The organism is Staphylococcus sp. 231237_7MaSpsaltlick (assembly GCF_043107035.1).
The window spans coordinates 32173-49717 of sequence record NZ_JBICNX010000021.1; the positions used below are offsets into that span (position 1 = coordinate 32173).

The 17545-nt window shown below is 33.6% G+C and carries 16 protein-coding genes; 6 read left to right on the forward strand and 10 right to left on the reverse strand.

Translation table 11 applies throughout. The features are described from left to right. Positions 1-33: 33 nt before the first annotated feature. On the reverse strand, positions 34-1326 hold the full coding sequence (locus tag ACF91D_RS24505) for a DRTGG domain-containing protein (protein WP_042738436.1): 1293 nt from the start codon (positions 1324-1326) through the stop codon (positions 34-36). A 230-nt stretch (positions 1327-1556) separates the two neighbouring features. Here ACF91D_RS24505 and ACF91D_RS24510 point away from each other — a divergent pair, with 230 nt between their 5' ends. After that, entirely contained in the window at positions 1557-1970 is a 414-nt protein-coding gene (locus tag ACF91D_RS24510) for a universal stress protein (protein ID WP_042738435.1), read from the forward strand. Positions 1971-2251: 281 nt separating this feature from the next. On the opposite strand, the gene ACF91D_RS24515 is transcribed toward ACF91D_RS24510, so the two are convergent. Then, the gene (locus tag ACF91D_RS24515) at positions 2252-2941 is read right to left on the reverse strand and encodes a metal-dependent hydrolase (RefSeq protein ID WP_107526695.1); all 690 of its coding nucleotides are present in this window, start codon (positions 2939-2941) and stop codon (positions 2252-2254) included. 189 nt (positions 2942-3130) lie between these two features. Here ACF91D_RS24515 and ACF91D_RS24520 point away from each other — a divergent pair, with 189 nt between their 5' ends. Together ACF91D_RS24520 and ACF91D_RS24525 are read left to right on the forward strand one after the other, a co-directional pair. Further along, the gene (locus ACF91D_RS24520) at positions 3131-4183 is read left to right on the forward strand and encodes a M24 family metallopeptidase (RefSeq protein ID WP_107526694.1); all 1053 of its coding nucleotides are present in this window, start codon (positions 3131-3133) and stop codon (positions 4181-4183) included. Continuing rightward, positions 4180-4809, forward strand: coding sequence for a copper homeostasis protein CutC (locus ACF91D_RS24525; protein ID WP_119624544.1), 630 nt, complete (start codon positions 4180-4182; stop codon positions 4807-4809). Before ACF91D_RS24520 ends, ACF91D_RS24525 begins: the two co-directional genes overlap by 4 nt. Before the next feature lie 139 nt (positions 4810-4948). Here the strand turns inward: ACF91D_RS24525 and ald are convergent, their stop codons facing one another. Beyond that, positions 4949-6064: an alanine dehydrogenase gene (ald, locus tag ACF91D_RS24530; RefSeq protein ID WP_107512810.1), complete on the reverse strand. Its 1116-nt coding sequence runs from the start codon at positions 6062-6064 to the stop codon at positions 4949-4951. A 143-nt stretch (positions 6065-6207) separates the two neighbouring features. Here ald and ACF91D_RS24535 point away from each other — a divergent pair, with 143 nt between their 5' ends. Together ACF91D_RS24535 and ACF91D_RS24540 are read left to right on the forward strand one after the other, a co-directional pair. Beyond that, complete coding sequence (locus tag ACF91D_RS24535; protein WP_042738430.1) at positions 6208-6711, forward strand: universal stress protein; 504 nt, start codon at positions 6208-6210, stop codon at positions 6709-6711. A gap of 359 nt (positions 6712-7070) precedes the next feature. Beyond that, positions 7071-8249 (forward strand): esterase-like activity of phytase family protein, encoded by a 1179-nt coding sequence (locus ACF91D_RS24540; protein WP_107526692.1) that lies wholly within the window; start codon positions 7071-7073, stop codon positions 8247-8249. A 134-nt stretch (positions 8250-8383) separates the two neighbouring features. On the opposite strand, the gene ACF91D_RS24545 is transcribed toward ACF91D_RS24540, so the two are convergent. From ACF91D_RS24545 to ezrA, 7 genes are all read right to left on the reverse strand, one after another. Further along, entirely contained in the window at positions 8384-9583 is a 1200-nt protein-coding gene (locus tag ACF91D_RS24545; protein WP_107526691.1) for an acetate kinase, read from the reverse strand. Positions 9584-9670: 87 nt separating this feature from the next. Beyond that, a complete protein-coding gene (locus ACF91D_RS24550; RefSeq protein WP_107512808.1) occupies positions 9671-10624 on the reverse strand; it encodes a class I SAM-dependent methyltransferase in 954 nt (317 codons plus the stop codon). A gap of 169 nt (positions 10625-10793) precedes the next feature. Further along, a complete protein-coding gene (gene tpx, locus ACF91D_RS24555) occupies positions 10794-11288 on the reverse strand; it encodes a thiol peroxidase (RefSeq protein WP_042738426.1) in 495 nt (164 codons plus the stop codon). 357 nt (positions 11289-11645) lie between these two features. Then, the gene (locus ACF91D_RS24560) at positions 11646-12419 is read right to left on the reverse strand and encodes a sulfite exporter TauE/SafE family protein (RefSeq protein WP_042738425.1); all 774 of its coding nucleotides are present in this window, start codon (positions 12417-12419) and stop codon (positions 11646-11648) included. 78 nt (positions 12420-12497) lie between these two features. Beyond that, the gene (thiI, locus tag ACF91D_RS24565; protein WP_107526690.1) at positions 12498-13721 is read right to left on the reverse strand and encodes a tRNA uracil 4-sulfurtransferase ThiI; all 1224 of its coding nucleotides are present in this window, start codon (positions 13719-13721) and stop codon (positions 12498-12500) included. Continuing rightward, a complete protein-coding gene (locus ACF91D_RS24570; protein WP_107526689.1) occupies positions 13718-14854 on the reverse strand; it encodes a cysteine desulfurase family protein in 1137 nt (378 codons plus the stop codon). Before ACF91D_RS24570 ends, thiI begins: the two co-directional genes overlap by 4 nt. A 242-nt stretch (positions 14855-15096) precedes the next feature. Next, entirely contained in the window at positions 15097-16788 is a 1692-nt protein-coding gene (ezrA, locus tag ACF91D_RS24575) for a septation ring formation regulator EzrA (protein WP_119624755.1), read from the reverse strand. Positions 16789-17015: 227 nt separating this feature from the next. Here ezrA and ACF91D_RS24580 point away from each other — a divergent pair, with 227 nt between their 5' ends. Continuing rightward, the gene (locus tag ACF91D_RS24580; protein ID WP_107512807.1) at positions 17016-17480 is read left to right on the forward strand and encodes a GAF domain-containing protein; all 465 of its coding nucleotides are present in this window, start codon (positions 17016-17018) and stop codon (positions 17478-17480) included. The last annotated feature ends 65 nt before the right edge of the window (positions 17481-17545 follow it).

A 17545-nucleotide genomic window follows, 5' to 3' on the forward strand; every position in this document is an offset into this window, starting at 1 on the left:
TCTCTTCCTTTTCTAAAATGGATTTTTTCTGCATTAATCTATCATTTGGCAAATAATCATCGCTTTAGCAACTTGTTGGCCTTCATTCGACATTTTAACCTCTAACTTCGCGAAGTTTCTACCAACATCTAACATGTCATATTGTACCGTTAATTCTGATTCGATTTGTACTGTTTTAATATATATAATATTCAAACTCTCAATCATCACTTCTAGTTTTTTTAGCTTTCGAATTTCATATCTAATTGTTTCTTCAATAATTGCAACAAAAACAGCTTTACTTAATGTGCCAAATTGGTTCGTTAACAAAGGTGTTATCTGAACTTGTATGCCTTCTCCACCAATGGTAATGTGCTTAGCAATTTGGTCGTTAATTGTTTCCCCTACTTGAGGTTGTCTGCTCAATAATTGCATTGCAGTTAATACATCTTTTCTCGTAATAACCCCTATCAACTTTTTACTTACCGTTGTTACAGGCAATAATTCGATACCTTCCCAAATCATCATATGCGCACAATTAGCAACTGTGGTCGACAATTGAACATTGATTGGTGATTTAGTCATATAATTAGCAATCGTATCTTGTTCATCCATCTTAATAATTTCCTTACTGGTTACGATACCAACTAAACGCCAATCTTCATCAATCACTGGAAAGCGAGTATGACCAGTTTTCTTAGCTTTATCTTTATAATCAGCCAGAGTCATATGATCAAATATAACTGTATCACCTTGTACGGACTTTACAATATCTTCAACGACCAAAATTTCCTTACGAATCATTTGGTTATACATAGCTCTATTGATAATATTTGCTACTAAGTAAGTATCATAATTCGAAGAAATAATCGGTAAATCATGTTCGTCAGCATATTTAATAATCTCATTCGAAGTGCTAAATCCGCCAGTTATCAACACGGCACTTCCTCTTTCCAATGCTGCTAACTGAACGTCCTTTCTATTACCTACAATAAGCAAGGTATGTGCACTTAAGTACTTAATTACATCCTCTATCTCCATCGCGCCGATTGCAAATTTTGACAATGTTTTTATTAATCCATTACGCCCGCCTAATACTTGTCCATCAATTATCTTTACTATTTCACCAAAGGTCAATTGTTCGATTTGCTCTCTTGATTTCTTTTCAATACGTACAGTACCTACTCTATCAATCGTTGCAACCAGCCCTAGTTGTCCTGCGTCTTTGATTGCACGGTAAGCAGTCCCCTCCGAAACATTTAAGTCCTTTGCTATTTTACGAACAGAAATTTTCTGCCCGATAGCGAGTGATTCAATATAAGATAATATTTGTTCATGTTTTGTCATGTGAATAACCTCATTTATTTTTGAACCGTTTCTCTGATATTATAACTTTTTATATATAAAAATGCGATGTAACAATTCAAAATATAGTGATTTATAATAAATTTTAGTCTCCTTTGGAGTAAAGTTGGCATTAAAATTCTATTTTGCCATATTTATATGTAAATTATTATAATTTAATTGCAATTATGATTAGTCTTTTATTAAAATACTATTTAAGGAGGGATGAACGAATGTTCAAAAATATTTTACTCGGTGTAGATACAACACTTAAAAATGAAAAAGCTTTAGAACAAGTTTCAAAATTATCAGGCGAAGGTACTATTGTAACGATTTTAAATGCAATTAGCGAACAAGACGCACAAACTTCAATCAAATCTGGTGTACATCTAGATAAACTTGTTGAAAAACGTAGTGAAGGTTTAGAAAGTACACGTAATGCCCTAGATGATTATGGCATAAACTATGATGAAATTATTGTACGTGGTAATGCCAAGGAAGAATTAGTCAAACACGCAAATAGCGGTAAATACGAAATCGTCGTCTTAAGTAACCGAAAAGCCGAAGATAAGAAAAAATTCGTCTTGGGTAGCGTAAGTCATAAAGTTGCTAAACGAGCGAACATCCCTGTACTCATTGTAAAATAATATTAAAAAGTCTGAAGTTCTACAAAGTTCTTCAGGCTTTTTATTTTTGTTTATCGCATCTCATATTATAAATAATCTTCCCTGCAACATTAGCACAGACATGGTAACTCTATACATACCAACCCTTTAACGAAACATAATATCCATAACTCAAAAAATCCAATTACCATAAATTATTGTTTAAGTAACGTTTGGGAATAATATTCTATTTTCTGTAGACACAAAAAAATAAGCTATGGAGAAATCGTATATATACGATTTCTCCATAACTTATTAATTAATTAAAATTTTACAGCTTCACCAGGTTCTAATATTTGTACTTCACCAACTGAGACTGCTGCTTGAAACTCGTTTGGATCCTGTTTGATTAAATCAAATGTATTATAGTGAATTGGAACCGTCAATTTCGGTTTAATAAATTCATTTATTGCATAACTTGCATCGTCGATACCCATAGTGAAATTATCACCGATTGGTACGAAGCAAATATCTACTGGATGACGATCCGCAATTAATTTCATATCACTAAATAGTCCTGTATCACCTGTGTGATAAATCGTCTTACCTTCAATTTCTAATACTACGCCCATTGGCATACCTAAATAAACTGGTATTCCATTATCATCAGTTAGACTTGAACTATGAAATGCTTGTACAAATTTCACGCTACCAAATTCAAATTCAGCTTTACCACCAATATTCATCGGTCTGACATTTTCCACATTTTTATTTGTAGTAATATAATCAGCTAGTTCAGCAGATCCAATAACAGTAGCATGATTTCTATTGGCTAGTTCAACAGTGTCACCAAAATGATCACCATGACCATGCGTTAAAATAATATAATCAACCTCTAACGTACTAGGATCTAAATCTGAAAGCTCGTTTCCTGTAATAAATGGGTCAACGATAACCTTCTTACCATTAGCTTCAAAATATATTGTTGATTGTCCATGAAAAGATAATTTCATAATAGTTAAATCCTCCCAATTGTCTATTTGAAATTACTATACCACGTGAACGTATTTTTATAACACAAGTCTAACCTAAATGCTCACTATATAATGTAGATTTTCCTGAAAAAACATTAAAGTTTTGAATTCCACAAGAAACTAACATAAAATTGTAGTGAGCATGAATACAGGAGGATGATTTAATTTATGAAATTAGAACAAATTACAACCGAATTACAGCAACAGCAAGCTGATGCAGCATGGATTACCACACCATTGAATATTTTTTATTTTACAGGCTATTTAAGTGATCCTCATGAGCGTTTATTAGCATTATTAATTAAGAATAATGGTGAACAAATTTTATTTTGCCCACAACTAGAAGTTGACGAAGTAAAGAACTCTCCTTTCGAAGGTGAAATCATTGGTTATTTAGATACTGAAAATGCTTTAGATAAACATCAAGCAACGTATAATAAATTACTAATCGAAGCACATCACTTAACAGTACACCGTCAACGTGAATTAATCGATGCATTTAACGTCAATCAATTTGGTGATATTGATCAAACAATCAAAGCACTACGCAACGTGAAGAGTGAAAGTGAAATTACAAAAATTAAAAAAGCTTGTGAACTTGCAGATAAGTGTATTGAAATTGGCGTAGCATACTTATCCGAAGGTGTTACAGAGCGTGAAGTTGTCAATCATATTGAAAATGAAATTAAACGCTATGGTGTAAATGAAATGAGTTTCGATACGATGGTCCTATTCGGCGATCATGCAGCGTCACCACATGGTACACCTGGAAATCGTAAGCTTCAACAGGATGAATTTGTGTTATTTGATTTAGGTGTCATTTATGATAATTATTGCAGTGATATGACACGAACAGTTCAATTTGGAACTCCAAGTAAAGAAGCGCAAGCTATCTATGATGTGGTATTAAAGGCTGAACTAGCAGCAATCGCCGCAATTAAACCTGGTGTTACAATTAAAGATGTAGATGCAATTGCTAGAAATATTATCAGCGAAGCGGGTTATGGCGAATATTTCCCTCACAGACTTGGACATGGTTTAGGCTTAGAGGAGCATGAATATCAAGATGTATCTAGTTCTAATAATAATCAATTCGAGGCTGGTATGGTAGTCACTGTGGAACCTGGTATATATGTACCTGGTATTGCAGGTGTACGTATTGAAGATGATATCTTAGTTACAGAAGACGGTTATGAAATTTTAACGGGATATGAAAAATGATTAAAGAAGCTGTAGTAGAAACGATTCAACAAGTTGAAGAAGCTATTGCAAATGGCGCTAACCGTATTGAATTATGCGATAATTTAGCAGTGGGTGGTACAACTCCAAGCTATGGTATGACAGAAATTGCGGCTGAAATTTGCCATATCAATCATGTTGAACTGGCAGTGATGATTAGACCACGTGGCGGTAATTTCGTCTATAGTCTATATGATATTGAAATTATGCAGCGTGATATCAAAGCATTAAAGTCACACAATGTCGATTATTTTGTATTTGGATGTCTAACTGAAGATTACACACTTAATGAATGGCAAATGAAGACTTTAAAGCAACTTGCCGCACCGGTTCAATCAGTTTGTCATATGGCCTTCGATGAGATTCACCAACGAGGTCAAATCAAAGCATTACACCAATTAATCGATTTAGGGTTCACACGTTTATTAACTCATGGCGGTCCTGCTGGAACTAATATTTTCGATAATTTAAATCATTTAGGAAAATTAGTCGTCAATTCTGGCGGAAAAATTGAAATTATGCCTGGAGGAGGCGTAACGAAAGATAATGTTCAAGCTTTACTTGACGCTTTCCCCTTCCAAGAAGTACATGGTACTAAAATAGTTTAAGGGTATCCTATAAACTATTTGCAAAACGACTTAAATAACTTATACCAACAAAAAAACAGGTCATCACTAACGATTGTATATAACCTCTAAGTGATGATCTGTTTATTTATAATCAATCCATGTCAATTGATTATAAAGCTTATTTTAAGGCTGCATCAATTGCACTGTATGACATATCAAATGCCTCTGCCACGCCTTTGTTTGTCAACTGTCCATTAATAGTATTTAAACCTAATGCCAATGCTGGATTATCTTGTAGAGCCTTTAAATAACCTTTACCAGCAAGCTGTTGTGCATATGGTAATGTAGCATTATTTAATGCAATCGTTGATGTTCTTGGAACTGCACCTGGCATATTTGCCACAGCATAATGGACAACACCATGTTTTTTATATGTTGGCGCATCATGTGTAGTAATATGGTCCGTAGTTTCAAAAATACCACCTTGGTCAATGGCAATGTCAACAATTACAGCCCCGTCTCTCATACCTTTAACCATTTCTTCAGTTACCAAGTTTGGTGCTTTTGCACCTGGTATTAAAACTGCTCCGATAACTAAATCACTATCTTTAACACAATTCTCTATATTTAAAGGATTTGACATGATAGTATGCACTCTACCATCAAACAAATCATCAATTTCTTGTAAACGTTTTGGATTTACATCTAAAATTGTAACATCTGCACCAAGTCCTAATGCAATTTTAGCTGCATTTGTTCCGGCTTGTCCGCCACCAATAATAGATACACGGCCTTTAGATACACCCGGTACGCCACCTAATAAGATACCCATACCGCCTTTATATTTTTGTAAGAACTCTGCACCAATTTGAGCTGACATACGTCCCGCTACTTCACTCATTGGTGTCAATAGTGGCAATGAGCGATCAGGTAATTGTACAGTTTCATACGCAATACCTACCACTTTATTGTCTAATAACGCTCTTGTTAATTTTTCTTCGTTTGCTAAATGTAAATAAGTGAATAAAATTAGTCCCTCTTTAAAGAATTGGAATTCTTCTTCCAATGGTTCTTTAACTTTCATCACCATATCTACGTCCCATACTTCGGATGGGTCCTTAACAATTTTAGCCCCTGCTTCTGTATAGTCAACATCTTCAAAATATGACCCCAAACCTGCAGATTGTTCAACTATTACAGTATGTCCTTGTTCAACTAAAGCGTGAACACCACTTGGTGAAAGACTCACCCTGTTTTCATTATTTTTTATTTCTTTTGGAATACCAATAATCATTACATCCACCTCCAAATTTATAGTAACGCGTATCTTATGAAAGCGCAATCATAGTTTAGGGAAGTTTTACAACATTGAAATTGTGTTAATATTCTGTAAATGGTGGTATACTATAACCAAGAAGAATTAAGGAGGTAATTGTGATGCTAACTTATAAAAATATTTTAATTGCTGTAGATGGATCACATGAAGCTGAATGGGCATTTAACAAAGCTGTAGATGTTGCAAAACGTAACGACGCGAAACTAACAGTCGTAAATGTAATTGATTCTAGAACTTACTCATCATATGAAGTATATGATGCACAGTTCACTGAGAAATCTAAGAATTTTTCCGAAGATCTTCTCAACGGCTATAAGGAAGTCGCTACAAACGCAGGTGTCGCAAATGTGGAAACACGCTTAGAATTTGGTTCACCTAAAGCAATTATTCCTAAAAAATTAGCTGCTGATGTAGATGCAGATTTAATTATGTGTGGTACATCAGGACTCAATGCTGTTGAACGTTTTATCGTAGGATCTGTATCTGAAGCAATTGTTCGCCATTCACCTTGTGATGTATTAGTCGTTAGAACTGAAGAAATCCCAGAGGACTTCCAACCACAAGTAGCAACTGATGAATTCAGATCACAATACCAAGCTCGTTAATATTGATTGTATATTACTTTGCCGGTCATTAGACGCGCAGTAATATAATCTCAAATATTTTCTAGATAAATGCCTAAGTTATATTCACTTAGACAAATGAAAATCGACAATTTCTATTGATATCACATAGAAGTTGTCGATTTTTTATTCATTAAAGATATAACTTAAATCACCCTACTAACTTCAAAAGCTAACATTCAAACTAAAAATTTCACGTCACCTACACTGTAAATTTCTCAAACCTGAAGTTGCATTAATATGAAAATTATCATATTAATCCAATTGATAAATTATCTTCATGTTCACTTCATAAATCTACTTTATGATAGATTTAACTCAAGAATGAAAGGATGAAGCGCATGCGCAATTTAAACAAATTAATCATTTCTAGTATTACAATTGGCATGATTTCAATTTCAACTCTGAACTCCCATACATACATAGATGCTCAATCTCAACAAAACCATTCAGTTGAACATTTGAAATGGATAGATACAACAACCATACCTCACAATCAATCATACAAAGGCACAACTGTTGGTGGTTTATCAGGTATCTCGTACGATGCTAAAAACAACAATTGGTATCTAGCAAGTGATGACCGTTCAGAAAAGAGTCCTGCAAGATTTTACGAAGCAAAAATTAATTATAATCAACATGGCTTTAAGCACACAAAATTCACTAATGTACATACATTCAAACAACCTGATGGTTCAAGCTATCCAAATAAAAATAAATACAAACATCAAGAGAATCAGGCAGTGGCAGACATAGAATCAATTAGAATAGATCCAATAACACAAAACATATTATATACGAGTGAGGGTGACCGTTCCTTAGGCTTAAATCCCTTTATAAGAGAAGCTGATTTAACAGGTCAGTTTCTTGCTGACATACCTATTACAAACAATATAAAAATGGATAAAGATAATAAACATGGCTTTAGAAATAACCTTGCGCTAGAAGGCAGCACATTTTCAACAGACGGGCAGTCAATTTGGACTTCAATGGAAGGTTCACTGCTACAAGACGGACAAATATCAACTACACGTTCTGGATCGTTTACACGAATTACTCAATATAATCGCAATGGTGAGTTAATATCAGAATATGCATACCCTCTCGATGCTGTACCTGGTAATCCTGGTGCAAATAAGACAGCAGAAAATGGCATTTCCGAAATGCTAGCGATTAATAATCATGAATTTTTAGCATTGGAACGTGCAAGTGTCCAAACAGCTGACGGAGCATACCATAATTATGTACGTATTTATAAATTTGACACTAAAAATACTACTGAAATAAAAAATATGGACTCAATTAAGGATAAAAAAATCAAACCTGTTCATAAACAACTGGTTGCCAACCTAAATGAACAGGACATTGGTAAGATTGACAACATTGAAGGTATGACATTTGGCAAGCAATTACCAAATGGCAATGACAGTCTAGTACTTGTGACAGATAATAACTTTAATCAATCACAAAAAACTGAATTAATTGCTTTTGAGGTTCAACCAGAAGATAAATCAAACTAATTGTGTAATTTTAACAATTCAATATTTATGATAAATTTATAATTTCACAAAAAAGTAGTCACCCTATAGACAATATAGAGTGACTACTAATATGTTATGAAGCGTTTATCCTATTAATTTTCTCTAGGTAACTATTATTTAACGTTACCAAATTCAACAACATCTCTTGCAATCATAACTTCTTCATTTGTAGGAATTACAATGACTTTTACTGGAGAATGCGGATAGTTGATAAAGCCTTCTTCACCGTGGATACCTTCATTCTTCTTAGCGTCCCAGTAAACTCCCATAAATTCCAAACCTTCTAATACTTTGGCTCTTACTGGATCAGAATTTTCACCGACACCTGCAGTAAAGACAATAACATCTACGCCATGCATACGTGTCGCATATGAACCAATATATTTATGAATTCGAGATGCAAATACGTCTAATGCAAGTTGCGCTCTTTCCTTACCTTCTTTAGACTCTTCAATGATGTCACGCAAATCACTAGAAGTTCCAGAAATACCAAGTAATCCTGATTCTTTGTTCAATGTGTTTAATACTTCTTCAGCACTCTTACCTGTTTTTTCCATAATAAATGGAATTAAAGCAGGGTCGATATTACCTGAACGCGTACCCATCGTTACACCTGCTAATGGTGTGAATCCCATTGATGTATCTACAGATTCACCGCCATCGATAGCAGCAATTGATGCACCGTTCCCAATATGACAAGAAATAATACGCAATTCTTCTAATGGTTTACCTAGTATTTCAGCTGCACGTTGAGATACATATTTATGGCTCGTACCATGGAAACCGTATTTTCTAATGCCGTATTCTTCATAATATTGATATGGCAAACTATAAAGGAATGATTTTTCAGGCATAGTTTGGTGGAATGAAGTATCAAATACAGCAACATGTGGAATTTCTGGTAACAATTTACGGAAAGCACGAATTCCCATTAAGTTTGCAGGGTTGTGTAATGGTGCCAATTCGCTTAATGATTCGATTTGCTTTTCTACTTCATCAGTAACATATACTGATTCAGGGAATAGCTCTCCACCATGTACAACACGATGACCTGTACCATCTATATCATAAATGCTGTCGATAATACCATGCTTTTTAAAGCTTTCTAACATAATATTTACGGCATCTTCATGATTCGCGATATCGTTTACTTCTGTAATTTTTTCTCCATTGACTTCAATAGTAAAAATAGAGTCCTTTAAACCAATTCTTTCGATAAGTCCTTTAGTAACAAGCTTTTCGTCCGGCATTTCAATAAGTTGAAATTTCAATGATGAACTACCAGCGTTAATGGCCAAAACTAATTTTGACATAAACATAATGCCTCCAATTTTAATTAAGTTTTTTATATCCATATCTATTTAATCATTAATACAGGTTGAATTCAAGAGTATTACAGTTTAATTTTCAGGGTGATTTTGCTCCATCCATGCATTCAAATCTTGTAAAAATGCCTGGAACTGTTGTGGGTTTTTAAAGTCAGGTATATTGGCAAGCAATACTTCTACAGGTTTCGTGATTTGAGCTTCTTTCTTCTGTAGCACTAATATTGATTTACGTGCATTTTCATTTTTAAACAATGTGGCAGGTAAATTTAAAAATGCTTGCATTTCTGTTTCTGTTGCAATGAAATTCTGTAACTGTTTCACATTATCACCTTCAAAGATATTGCTCGGTACTACTAAGAAAGCATAACCTGATTGTTTCAATGCCGTTACTGCTTGTTCTATTAATAAATGATGTGAATAACTATGCCCCTCTTTAAAGCCCAGAGCCATTTCTTGGCTTCGATCATCAACTGGATAATAACCAATAGGTAAATCCCCAATAACTACGTCTGCATCTTCAAAAGGCAGTGGCATAATTGCATCTTGTGGGTAAACATCAAATGGTATTTCTAAGAAATTAGCTAAGTGAACGCTCACTCTTGATAATACTGGATCTACTTCAACTAAATGATGCATTAATGTATGATCAGATAACACTTCATGTACTGAAGCACTTAAATGACCTGCCCCACTTGCGATATCTGCGATGTGCATTTCTTCATTTTTCTTTAAAAAGCGTTGTGCTAAAAATCCAAGAATCAAACCAATAGAGTCAGGTGTGATTTGGTGATTCGCTTGTATATCTTCTTGTTGTAGTAAGCTTAGATAAGAAAATTGAAATGCCTTTCTACGATCTTGTAATGTAGCCTGTTCTAAAAGGTCTCTATTATTTCTATATATATCTTCCATAGCTAGCCCTAAGTTTTCAATAAAACTTTGACCATTTTCCTCATTTAATGATTTTGCCTTTTCGTCAAGCGCTTTAAATAATTTTTCCATTATTGTTACTGTTTCTTCTTGTGCCATTTAATAGTCCTTTCTAAAAAAACTGTCCATAATTCGTTTGAAATAAGTTAATAACTAACTCATATTACCAAATAATTATGGACAGTATGCTTTATAATGTCAATGATACTGTTTGATTGTTAAACTACAGTTACTAAGTTAAAAGTTTTTCAATCATACATTTATTAAATTATAAGTTTTTATATGCTGCTAATGCAGATTCGAAATCAGGGAAATCAGTTCCTTCTGGAACGATTTCAGTATAAACAACTTTATTATCTTTATCTAAAACGAATACTGAACGCGCTAATAAACGTAAGTCATCCATTACTACACCATAATTTTTACCAAATGAAAGATCTTTATGGTCACTTAAAGTAACTACGTTATCTAAACCATTAGCTGCACACCATCTTTTTTGTGCAAATGGTAAATCAGCAGAAATCGTTAATACAACACCTTCTTCTTGTGCTGCTTCTTCGTTAAATTTACGTGTTTGTTGATCACATACACCTGTATCTATAGATGGCACAACACTAATTAATTTCTTTTGGCCATCGTAAGTTGATAAATTCACCGCATTTAAGTCGTTGTCTAATACTGTAAAGTCCGGAGCCACATCTCCTTCGTTTACTTGTGAGCCTGATAATGTCATTGGTTCTTGTTTAAATGTAATTTGCGTCATTTGTACGCCTCCTATAAATAAGTGCTTTCCTTTTCATTATAACTTTTTATAGTCTTGAAATAAAATTTTCTGATTTAAAATTGTTTATAATTACTTTAAATAATACAAATCATTCATTTTTTCAAAATAAATGACCCATTATCATTACCCCAATTAAATAATAGCTCATATTGAATAACGATTAATGTGTTCATTTTACACATCATCAAGCTACAACTATGCTACAAAATTTTTTATGTTAATTGAAACAATTTAATACATATAAACAGTGCTACTAACAACAAAGACCACATCATTAACAATACATGTTAATGATGCGGTCACCCCCTATTTATATTGAATTGATATCATCAGAACTTATGACATTTGTGTAATATAATCATAAATATTTTTAATAATTAAAATGGCAGTTACAACTATAAATAACCCTTTTACATATCCTACACCTTTTTTAATTGCAAATTGTGCACCAACATAAGACCCTGCAATCATGCTTACTGCCATAATCAAACCATAAAAATAATCAACTTCATGTAGACAAATAAACAAGATGAGTGCACCTAGGTTCGAAGCAAAATTGAGTACTTTTGCATTACCAGCTGCACCTAAAAAATCAAATCCAAACATTAATAAAACAAATAACATAAACGAACCGGTACCTCCACCGAGGAAACCATCATAGAAACCAATTAAACACATAAGTGAAACAAATAAAATCGCCTTACCTAGACTAAGTTTCGTAAATGTTCGTACACTGCCCCAGTCCTTTTTCACTAAAGTGTAAATCATCACTAATGTTAACACTACAATTACAACCGGCTTTAAAAGTTCAGCAGGTAAAAATGTAGCAACACTAGCCCCAATCATTGCCATAACAAAAATAATCGGGAATAATTTGGCAACTATCTTTAAATCTACTTTACCAGAGCGTAAAAATCTAAATGCACTCGTCATCGAACCAAAGGCACTGGCTAATTTATTAGTACCCAACGCCATTGAGGGTTGCATTCCGACTGCTAATAATGCGGGGATAGAAATCAGTCCACCACCGCCCACAACAGCATCTATAAATGCTGCTAAAAATCCTAACAATATCACTATAATTACTATTGATACATTCCACTCTAACATTTGATTACCCCTTTATATTCATGATTTCAAAACAGTTTACACTTGAGCTACCTAAGCTTGACGTACATATTTCATGAATTAAAATAAATCGTCTGCCAGTGCTTGTGTTTCTGTATCTTTATCACTTTGATAATCTTTAGTTATAGTCAGTGTTTCAATACCATCCACCGCTTCTTGAACAAGTGGTTCAAAATCAAAGCCATCTTCATACTTTTCAACTTTATCAAAATCAGGTTCAGTAACAGGATTCTTTGGCGTGAAAATCGTGCAACAATCTTCAAATGGTTGAATTGACACGTCATAAGTACCAATTGCTTTAGCCTTTTTAACAATTTCTTCTTTATCCAAAGTTAACAATGGACGTAATACAGGCGTAGAAGTGACATGATTAATTGCATACATACTCTTTAACGTTTGACTTGCGACTTGCCCTAAATTCTCACCATTTACGATAGCATTAGCATCAATTTGATGTACTAATTTATCAGCAACACGCATCATCATTCGTCTTGTAGACGTCATTGTATAACGTTCATGAACCACTTTATTTACTTGTTTCTGTAATGTGGTGAATGGCACAATATGCAATTTGATAGGACCCACATGTGCAGATAAGATACGTGTCAGTTCAATAACCTTTTCCTTTGCTTTCTCACTTGTAAACGGCGGACTATGAAAGTGAATCGCTTCAATCGTAACACCGCGGCGCATGACTTCCATACCTGCAACCGGAGAATCAATACCACCAGATAACATCAATAATGTCTTACCACCAGTGCCAACAGGCAAGCCGCCCGCCCCCGGAATAACTTCATCATAAATATACACTGCGTCTAAGCGTACCTCTACCTTTATCGTATGGTCTGGATTGCGAACATTGACAGATACATGTTCAGCCCCTTGTAATACAGCACCACCAACTTCTCGTTGTATTTCATAAGTATCATAAGGAAATTGTTTATCTGAACGTTTCACGTCAATCTTGAAAGTGTCACCGTCATTATACCCTTTAGCAAATTCAACAGCTTGCTCCTTAATAGCATCCATAGTTTTGTCTATTTTTAGGACTGGACTGATAGAATATATGCCAAAAACTTTCGATAACCTTTGACTCATTTCTTTAATATCTGCACCTTCATCTAGTTCGATATACATTCTATCTCTATTAGCTTTCACTTTATACCCTTGTAACGGCATTAATGAACGCTTAACATTTGAACGTAATTGATTGACGAACATCTTACGATTTGCACCCTTCAATGTTAATTCGCCATACCTTACTAATAAATGATCATATATCATTTTAACAACTCCCTTACTTCTTCATATACTGCTTTAAATTTATCTTTAAAGGTTTCAATATCATTGTCTGTCGTATTAGCGCCTAATGATATTCGAATACTTCCTTCGATTTGATTTGCTGGTATACCCATTGCCAATAGTACTTCATTTAAACTTGATTTCTTAGACGAACATGCACTTGTTGTTGATAACATAACATTGTGTTTAGAAAAGGCATTCACTAATACTTCACCTTTAACACCTGGGAACCCAATATTTATGATATGTGGTGCAGCTGCACTTGGTGAATTAATGATTACATTGGGAAAGTTCTGTATATATGCCTTGATCTGTTCATTGTATTGACTGAGTTGTCTATTTAATGATTGCATGTGCTGCACAGCATATTTCAAGGCTTTAACAATAGAAATATCGACTGGTAAATTAACTGTCCCACTACGCAAGCCATATTCCTGACCTCCACCTTGCATTACAGGTATGATTTCATGTCTATTACGAACAAATAGTACACCTTGTCCTTTCAGACCATTAAACTTATGCCCACTTAAACTCAAAGAATCCACACCATCAAAGATTAAAGGTACTTTGCCGACTGCTTGCACCGCATCAACATGTAAATGTGCTTTAGGATATGCACTGACAATATCTACTATTTCAGTAATTGGTTGTATTTGTCCCATAATATTATTGACATGCATACAAGTCACTAAGCCTACCTTATCATTCATTAAACTCTGTAAATGTTTAAGGTCTATTTGACCTTCTTTAGTAACATCAACATATTTAATCGTAAAGCCTTCTTCTTCTAAAGCGCGCACCACTTCTAATACTGAAGGATGTTCCAAAACCGAGGTTATAATTTCATTTGCAAATAATTTTTTCTTACGTGCAACACCTTGTAGTGCAATATTATTTGATTCTGTCGCGCCACTTGTAAAAATAATATCAAATTCATTATCTAAATTAAACAATGATTTGATTTGTGCCTTAGCTTGATTTAATAATTGTTCTGCTTGTAAACCAGCCTGATGTGGACTATTAGGATTAAAATATAGCGATTGATTCACCTTTAAAAATGTATCTAAAACATCTTGATTTGGTTTGGTCGTAGCAGCATTATCAAGATATATCACAACGTTATCCTCCTCAATTAATTTATTACTTATCATGGAATTGGTAATATTTATAACCTAGAATATAATTTATCTTACAAATTAAACATTACCTAAATGATTTAAAGTTCCTTAATATTTAATAGTACATTTATAAATGTACTTACCCTTTTAGCATTATACTCGTATTTCCAAAAAAGAAAAGACACGAAATAATAAAATCATTTCGTGTCTTTCATCTACCGTTCTACATTTAAAAATAATTAACCAGTCACTTGAGACTCAATGTGCTTTGTAACACCAGGCTCAACACTTTCTAAAGCTTGTTCTGAAATTTCAATAGAACGTTTATATCTATTATTTTTAAATAATCGTTCTGCTTCATTCAAGCTCTTATCTACACCTGAATTATCTTTACGGTAACGATTACCATATTCGATTAATTTCTCTGCATAAACTGCATTTACCAAGACATCTGTAGCTTCGTCTTCAAATTTATTCATTTGTAATACGACTTTCGCTACTTTATCCTTTAACTGCTTCACATGAATTGGACGCACACTGAACTTTTTATTGACCTCTCTTACTTCGTAGTCAATTTCATTTTTCATAATAATAAATCTTTCAGGTACACTTGGTAAATTAGATGCAAGTAGCTTTCGATATACTTCTTCTTTTTTACTTTGGACGCGTAAGATATTTTCTTCGGATTCAGCCTCATCTTCACGTAGTTGAATAAGATGGTTTTGTAATTTTTCTTGTTTGTCATTAATAACTTCAACATGTTCTTCAATGTATTTCAAGTTATCTTGAACTTCACTATATCTTACAGCAGTCTTTGACATTTCCTTTAATATTTCATCATATACAGAAATTAGATTCTGAATTTCATTTTCAAACTGTCGTACATTTTGAACATCACTTTCGTTAATATAGTAATTTTCACGTACATATTCAATTTCTGTTTGTAATGTATAATTCATTTCCTTTGCTCTAAATAAATTATCTGTAATGACTTCTTTTGTTTCTTCTACATCATTTTTCGCTTTCACTTCATGTTCAATCAATTCATACATTTCGTCTAAACGATCATTAATACTGTTTAACTTATCGTTCGCGTCATCCAGTTCTAAACGACTAATCATAGGCTCAACAAAACTCAATTCCGTTTTTAAAGTTTGCAAATTACTATCGACCTTCACGTGATCAAGATCATAACCTTCAACCTTCAAGTCTCTACAGCCATATTTCAAATCTTGGAATTGACCTGGTAATTCTTTTTGAGCTTCCCTAATCAAGTCAGGGATTTCAGTCATGTCCTTTTTCAAGTAATTCATATCTTCATTTAATAATTTGATATGATCGTGAGCTTGATTATAATTGCCTTCTTCCTTTAAAGCTTCATACTGTTCCATTTCAGGCACAAATGATTCAATTTCTTGTTCTAACGGTTCTGCAGCTTCTCCAAATTGGTGTCGGTTTGCTAGAACATCTCGTTTCATCTCACGATAATCCACTTTGCATGCTTCATATAATTTGTCGTTTTGTTTATGTACAGATTGAATTTGTTCAACATCAGCAGTTACTTTTTTATAATTCTCTTCGTATTGATCCATTAACTCATGCGCTTCATCAATTTCTGTTTGAGCTTGTGAAAATTTAAATTTATATAATAAACCTTCTGCGTTATGGATTTTTTCGTCAAGTGGTTTCAAGTATTGCTGTTTGCTGTCTTCTGACGTTTTGTTTAGGCGATCATATGTAGATTTTGTTTCACCTGTTAATGTTAAATTTGATAACCGAGATACACTTTCATCGTATGGTAATTTTTCTACCTCAGCCTTTCGTTCTTCAGCCTTTTCAATCATTTGGCTTTTATTAGAACGCATATAGAATAATACACCGATAATAATCAGTACTATAACAATAATTGCTAAAATGATATACAACGCCATATGTTCTTCTCCTCCTATTTTATCACTACCTATTATAACGTACTTACCCACTTCATTAAAATAGAAATAGATGAATTGTTAAGAATTTATTTTATTTTAATAAGCAAATCAAACTCAATATTATAAATTTTATAAGTCCGATTGATAAAACCCTTCCAAATCATTTGATTGATTACTATTAAAACAGTCTTTATACTAAATGAAAAGTAAAAAGTGAGGTAATAAAGATGACCGAAGTAAAAGAAACAAATTATAGTTTATTAAGAAAGCAAGTTGCAAGTTTAATTGAAGATGAATCAAATGTCATTGCAATACTCAGTAATGTCTCTGCATTGTTAAATGATAATCTGGACCAAATTAACTGGGTCGGTTTCTATTTAATGGAAAATGGTGAACTCATCTTAGGTCCTTTCCAAGGTCATCCTGCTTGTGTCCATATTGCTGTGGGCAAAGGCGTATGTGGCACTGCAGTTGCTGAAGACAAATCACAATTAGTCGAAGATGTTAATGCATTTCCTGGTCATATTGCATGTGATGCCAACAGTAAATCAGAAGTGGTAGTACCCATACACAAAGATGGTGCAGTGATTGGTGTACTAGATATTGATGCACCTATTATTGGTCGATTTACAACAACTGATCAAACCGAATTAGAAGCGATTGTCAAAGTGATTGAACAACAAATTTCATAATCAAACATGCTAAGTATTTAGTTTAAACTAGGATTAACTATTGACAGATTGATATAGCGTGTTAA

Excerpts from the sequence above, each read along its gene's own strand:
- ACF91D_RS24560 (WP_042738425.1), bottom strand. The coding sequence starts at position 12,419 with ATGTTAGAGTGGAATGTATCAATAGTAATTATAGTGATATTGTTAGGA.
- tpx (WP_042738426.1), bottom strand. The coding sequence starts at position 11,288 with ATGACGCAAATTACATTTAAACAAGAACCAATGACATTATCAGGCTCA.
- ACF91D_RS24550 (WP_107512808.1), bottom strand. The coding sequence starts at position 10,624 with ATGGCACAAGAAGAAACAGTAACAATAATGGAAAAATTATTTAAAGCG.
- ACF91D_RS24505 (WP_042738436.1), bottom strand. The coding sequence starts at position 1,326 with ATGACAAAACATGAACAAATATTATCTTATATTGAATCACTCGCTATC.
- ezrA (WP_119624755.1), bottom strand. The coding sequence starts at position 16,788 with ATGGCGTTGTATATCATTTTAGCAATTATTGTTATAGTACTGATTATT.
- ACF91D_RS24520 (WP_107526694.1), top strand. The coding sequence starts at position 3,131 with ATGAAATTAGAACAAATTACAACCGAATTACAGCAACAGCAAGCTGAT.
- ACF91D_RS24540 (WP_107526692.1), top strand. The coding sequence starts at position 7,071 with ATGCGCAATTTAAACAAATTAATCATTTCTAGTATTACAATTGGCATG.
- ACF91D_RS24535 (WP_042738430.1), top strand. The coding sequence starts at position 6,208 with ATGCTAACTTATAAAAATATTTTAATTGCTGTAGATGGATCACATGAA.
- ACF91D_RS24525 (WP_119624544.1), top strand. The coding sequence starts at position 4,180 with ATGATTAAAGAAGCTGTAGTAGAAACGATTCAACAAGTTGAAGAAGCT.
- ACF91D_RS24510 (WP_042738435.1), top strand. The coding sequence starts at position 1,557 with ATGTTCAAAAATATTTTACTCGGTGTAGATACAACACTTAAAAATGAA.
- ACF91D_RS24515 (WP_107526695.1), bottom strand. The coding sequence starts at position 2,941 with ATGAAATTATCTTTTCATGGACAATCAACAATATATTTTGAAGCTAAT.
- ACF91D_RS24580 (WP_107512807.1), top strand. The coding sequence starts at position 17,016 with ATGACCGAAGTAAAAGAAACAAATTATAGTTTATTAAGAAAGCAAGTT.
- thiI (WP_107526690.1), bottom strand. The coding sequence starts at position 13,721 with ATGATATATGATCATTTATTAGTAAGGTATGGCGAATTAACATTGAAG.
- ACF91D_RS24545 (WP_107526691.1), bottom strand. The coding sequence starts at position 9,583 with ATGTCAAAATTAGTTTTGGCCATTAACGCTGGTAGTTCATCATTGAAA.
- ald (WP_107512810.1), bottom strand. The coding sequence starts at position 6,064 with ATGATTATTGGTATTCCAAAAGAAATAAAAAATAATGAAAACAGGGTG.